At 34.2% G+C, this 4,716-nt stretch carries 4 protein-coding genes; all 4 read left to right on the forward strand.

Annotated elements, in window-relative coordinates; genetic code table 11:
• The first annotated feature begins 309 nt into the window (after positions 1 to 309).
• The 4 genes from CN514_RS18315 to CN514_RS18330 all read left to right on the forward strand — a co-directional run bounded on the left by CN514_RS18315 (position 310) and on the right by CN514_RS18330 (position 4,657).
• Positions 310 to 732, forward strand: a complete 423-nt coding sequence (locus CN514_RS18315; protein ID WP_097978269.1) for a VOC family protein — start codon at positions 310 to 312, stop codon at positions 730 to 732.
• 190 nt (positions 733 to 922) lie between these two features.
• Entirely contained in the window at positions 923 to 1,693 is a 771-nt protein-coding gene (locus tag CN514_RS18320; protein ID WP_098233834.1) for a MurR/RpiR family transcriptional regulator, read from the forward strand.
• Positions 1,694 to 1,883: 190 nt separating this feature from the next.
• Positions 1,884 to 3,446, forward strand: coding sequence for a maltose/glucose-specific PTS transporter subunit IIBC (gene malX, locus CN514_RS18325; RefSeq protein WP_098233835.1), 1,563 nt, complete (start codon positions 1,884 to 1,886; stop codon positions 3,444 to 3,446).
• Positions 3,447 to 3,466: 20 nt separating this feature from the next.
• A complete protein-coding gene (locus CN514_RS18330) occupies positions 3,467 to 4,657 on the forward strand; it encodes a MalY/PatB family protein (RefSeq protein ID WP_098233836.1) in 1,191 nt (396 codons plus the stop codon).
• Positions 4,658 to 4,716 lie beyond the last annotated feature (59 nt).

A 4,716-nucleotide genomic window follows, 5' to 3' on the forward strand; every position in this document is an offset into this window, starting at 1 on the left:
CTAATTGCGATTCTCCAATTTTAATTGCGATTACGCGTTTTTAATTGCCATTTCCCTTTTTTAATTGCGATTCCAAGATTTTAATTTCGTTTCCCTTTTTTGATTGCGTTCCCTTTTTTAATTGCCCCCCAAGATTAATACGATTTTTCATCTAAAATAACAACTCTACTATTAATTCATCCCACCTTAAATAAAAATCAGAATTTTTCATACAATTTTCAAATCTTAGTTTGTTAAATTACCTTTTTTTGGATAGAATGGATTTGTAGGCTTTTAAAGTCTTAATACATAACATTAGGAGTGAAAAAAATGCCAATCGATGTTTATTTAAATTTTAATGGTAATACACGTGAAGCAGTTGAATTCTATGCGGCTGTATTTAACACAGAAACACCAAAAATTATGACTTTCGGTGAAGCACCCCCAAATCCAGAATACCCACTACCTGAAGAAGCGAAAAATTTAGTTATGCATACTAGATTGAACATTAGCGGTAGCAACGTTATGTTCTCTGATACTTTCCCTGGTTTCCCTTTTAACCAAGGTAATAATATTCATTTATCTTTTTTAAGTGAGGACTTAGAAGAACTTAGATCTGTCTTTACTAAATTAAGTGATGGCGGTAAAGTAGAAATGGAACTTCAAGAAACATTTTGGAGTAAAGCTTATGGTAGTCTAACAGATAAATTCGGCATTCATTGGATGTTTAATCACGGTACTGGTGAATTTTAATTTATAGATAAAAAAAAGGAAATGAACCCTCCATTAGCAGGATTCATTTCCTTTTATTTCACATATCTCTACTACACTTCCTCACCTGAGATATCTCTCATCTTGCTCCTCAATCTATATTTCTTTTCATTCAGAATATTTACTATATAATAAGGTATATTTCTAGTTCTCTAAAAGCAGGTGAAATTTTATGCAAATACTATTAAAACGGTTATCACAAAATAGAGAAAAACTTAGCCAGCTTGAAAAACAAGTATTGGATTATATTTTGCAAAATACGGATTATATTACGAAGCTGAATCTTGATGAATTATCAAAAGAGCTTTATGTATCTACAGCAACAATTAGTAGAACCTGCCAGCAATTAGGCTTTCGTGGGTTTCAGGATTTAAAATATACCCTTTCAATGGAAACAAATAAAGTTCAAAGTCCAGTTTCCTCTACCTCCTATCTCCTTAATACACATATGGAGAGAATGAAAGAAGAAATGGAAAAAACATTAGAATATATTGATGAAGAGAAGATCAAGCTAGCTGCTAGTTATCTAAAGCAAAGTACACATGTTGAAATATTCGGAGTTGGTAACTCACTTCCCGCTTGTGTTGACGCTTCTAGAAAACTCATGTTTGCAGGAAAGTTATGTAATGCGCGAACTGATTGGGACGAGCTACGTAGTGCTGCAAATAGTTTAGCAGAAAATGATTTGGCCATACTAGTTTCATATAGTGGGGAGACTTTACATATGTTAGAATTTGCCCATATTTTAAAGAAAAGGAACGTTAAAACGATCGCCATAACTGGAAGCCACTCAAATCGTTTACAAAGTGAAGTAAGTTTATCCCTTCAAGCATATATTACAAGCACATACTTTGGTGAGCTTGATATGACTTCAAGGTTTCCATTAAGTATGGTACTAGATTTCATTATTATTGCCTATTTAAACGAAATGAAAATATGTTAGTTTTCAAAAGAGACAGAAGTCGTCTATTATCAGACCACTACTGGCTCTTTTTATTTATGAAATTATTAGTCCACTGAAAGTAAGCAATATACAAAAAATGTACACGCTTACATAAACACCTCAAACGGTTGTTAAACGATTTTGTCGTGAGTATTCTTAAGACATAATAAAAAACGAAGGAGCTAAAAACATGGCAAAGAAGAAATCCGTTAAATCACAACTATGGGAATTTTTTCAAGGGCTAGGTAAGACCTTTATGGTACCTGTAGCATTATTAGCCTTTATGGGTCTTATATTAGGGATCGGAAGCTCATTTACAAGTCCGACAACTATCGAGACATTCCCATTTTTAGGAAACTCCGTACTCCAAGTTATTTTTAGCTTTATGTCCACTATTGGTGGATTTGCATTTTCATACTTACCAGTTTTATTTGCAATGGCAATTCCGTTTGGACTTGTACGATATGAAAAAGGTGTCGCTGCTTTCTCTGGATTTGTTGGCTACGTCATCATGCACTTATCAATTAATTTTTATTTAACAGAAACAAATCAATTAGTAGCAGCAGATAAAATGCGCCAAGCTGGTCAAGGTATGGTTATGGGGATACAAACAATTGAAATGGGTGTACTAGGCGGTATCATCGCCGGTATCGTTGTTTATTTGTTGCATAACCGCTTCTATAGTATTAAACTCCCGGATGCATTTGCATTTTTTGGTGGTGCCCGCTTTGTTCCAATTATAACGACACTTGCATTATCAGTTGTTGGGATCATCATTCCGATGATCTGGCCAATTTTCGCAATTGCCATTACAGGAATCGGAAGTTTAATTCAAAAATCTGGCGTTTTTGGACCATTTTTATTCGGTGCCGGTGAGCGTTTACTACTACCATTCGGCCTTCACCATATTTTAGTGGCAATGATTCGATTCACAGAAGCTGGTGGTACTGAAGTCGTTAACGGTCAAACGGTTTCTGGAGCCCTAAATATTTTCTATGCACAATTAAAAGCCGGAGCTCCGATTAGTCCATCAGCGACAGCTTTCTTATCCCAAGGTAAAATGCCTACATTCATGTTTGGTTTACCGGCAGTAGCGCTTGCGATTTATCATACTGCCCGTCCAGAAAATCGTAATAAAATTAAGGGACTTTTAATCTCTGGTGTTATTGCAACTTTTGTAACCGGTATCACTGAGCCAATCGAATTCTTATTCTTGTTTGTTTCTCCACCTTTATATTTCATTCACGTTATTTTAACGGGACTAGGTTTTATGGTAATGGCTTTATTACATTTAACAATTGGTAACACAGATGGTGGAATATTAGACTTTATTATTTTTGGCGTTTTACAAGGAGTAAAAACAAAGTGGTATCTTGTACCTGTAGTAGGAGCAATTTGGTTTACCGTATACTATTCAGTTTTCAGATATGCAATTTTGAAATTCAATTTAAAAACTCCTGGTAGAGAAGAAAAAATTGATGATCAACAAAGTGAGGAACCATTAGTGAAAGGAACAAATGCCCAAGCATTAAAAATTCTTACTGCTTTAGGTGGCAAAGAGAACATTCAATCACTAGATAACTGCATTACAAGATTAAGACTTGTTGTAGATAATATGAATATAGTTAATGAAAAAGTTCTAAAGGATTGTGGTGCACTTGGTGTTGTAAAACTAGACGAACACAATTTACAAGTAGTCATTGGTCCGCAAGTTGGTATTCTTAAAACACAATTAGAAAAATTATCATCTTAAATAAATTGGGGTTGTACGAAATGAAATACAAATTTGATCAGGTAGTTGATCGGACCGGTACTTATTGTACACAGTGGGACTATATTGAAGATCGATTTGGAGTGCCAGATTTACTACCATTCTCGATTTCAGATACTGACTTTCAAAGTCCCGATGAAATAGTACATGCATTAGAAAAGCGAATGAAACACGGTATATTTGGCTATACGCGATGGAATCATGCTGAATTTAAAAAATCAATAATAGATTGGTTTCGCAAGAGATTCTCCTGTGAAATTAAAGAAGATTGGATTGTTTATAGTCCTAGTGTCATTTATTCAATTTCAAAAATAATTGAATACTTGACAAATGTTGGTGATCATGTTGTTATCCAAACTCCTGCCTATGATGCCTTCTTTAAAGTAATACAAGATAACAATCGTTTCATTTCTAACAATCAATTAATCTACGAAAATGGAAAATATCGAATCGATTTTGATGATTTAGAACAAAAACTGGCTCACGAGCGTGCCAAGATTTTTCTACTATGTAGTCCGCATAACCCTTCAGGACGTGTTTGGACAAAGTATGAATTGGAAAGGATTGTAGGCTTATGTAATAAACATAATGTATTTATCATTTCTGATGAAATTCATATGGATATCGTATATGAACCTAATTTCCATAATCCGATTATAAAAACTAGCATCAATTTGGAGAATGTATGTATTTGTACTTCTGCAAGTAAAACGTTTAACACTCCTGGACTAGGTGGATCATATATGATTTTACCTAACCAAATGATCAACAAAGAATTCCTTCTATCTTTAAAAAATCGAGATGGCCTTTCATCTGCAAGCATTTTTGGGACGCTAGCGACAATCGAAGCCTATAAAACCTGTGAGGACTGGGTTGATGAATTAGCTGAATATACTCATGATAATTTAAAGATAGTTAAAAATTATCTTAACAATCATCTCCCAAAACTTAAATTTACATTACCAGAATCAACATACTTAGCGTGGATTGATACTACCGGGCTACCTTTTTCTAGTGAGCAATTACAACATGCCCTTGTTCATCACGCAAAAGTTGCCATCATGCCCGGAGAGACATATGGTGAGGCTGGGAAAGGATTTATCCGTATGAATATTGGATGTCCCAAATCTAAAATTATTGAAGGATTAAATCGTTTAAAAAAAGCAATAGATTACTTAGAAAGTAATAGATAGTTAATTTAATAACCCTCTAAAAGTAGAAGATCCGCAAACTACTTTTAGAGGGTTATTCA

It is taken from the genome of Bacillus sp. AFS001701, assembly GCF_002559405.1.
Classification (GTDB): Bacteria; Bacillota; Bacilli; order Bacillales; family Bacillaceae_G; genus Gottfriedia.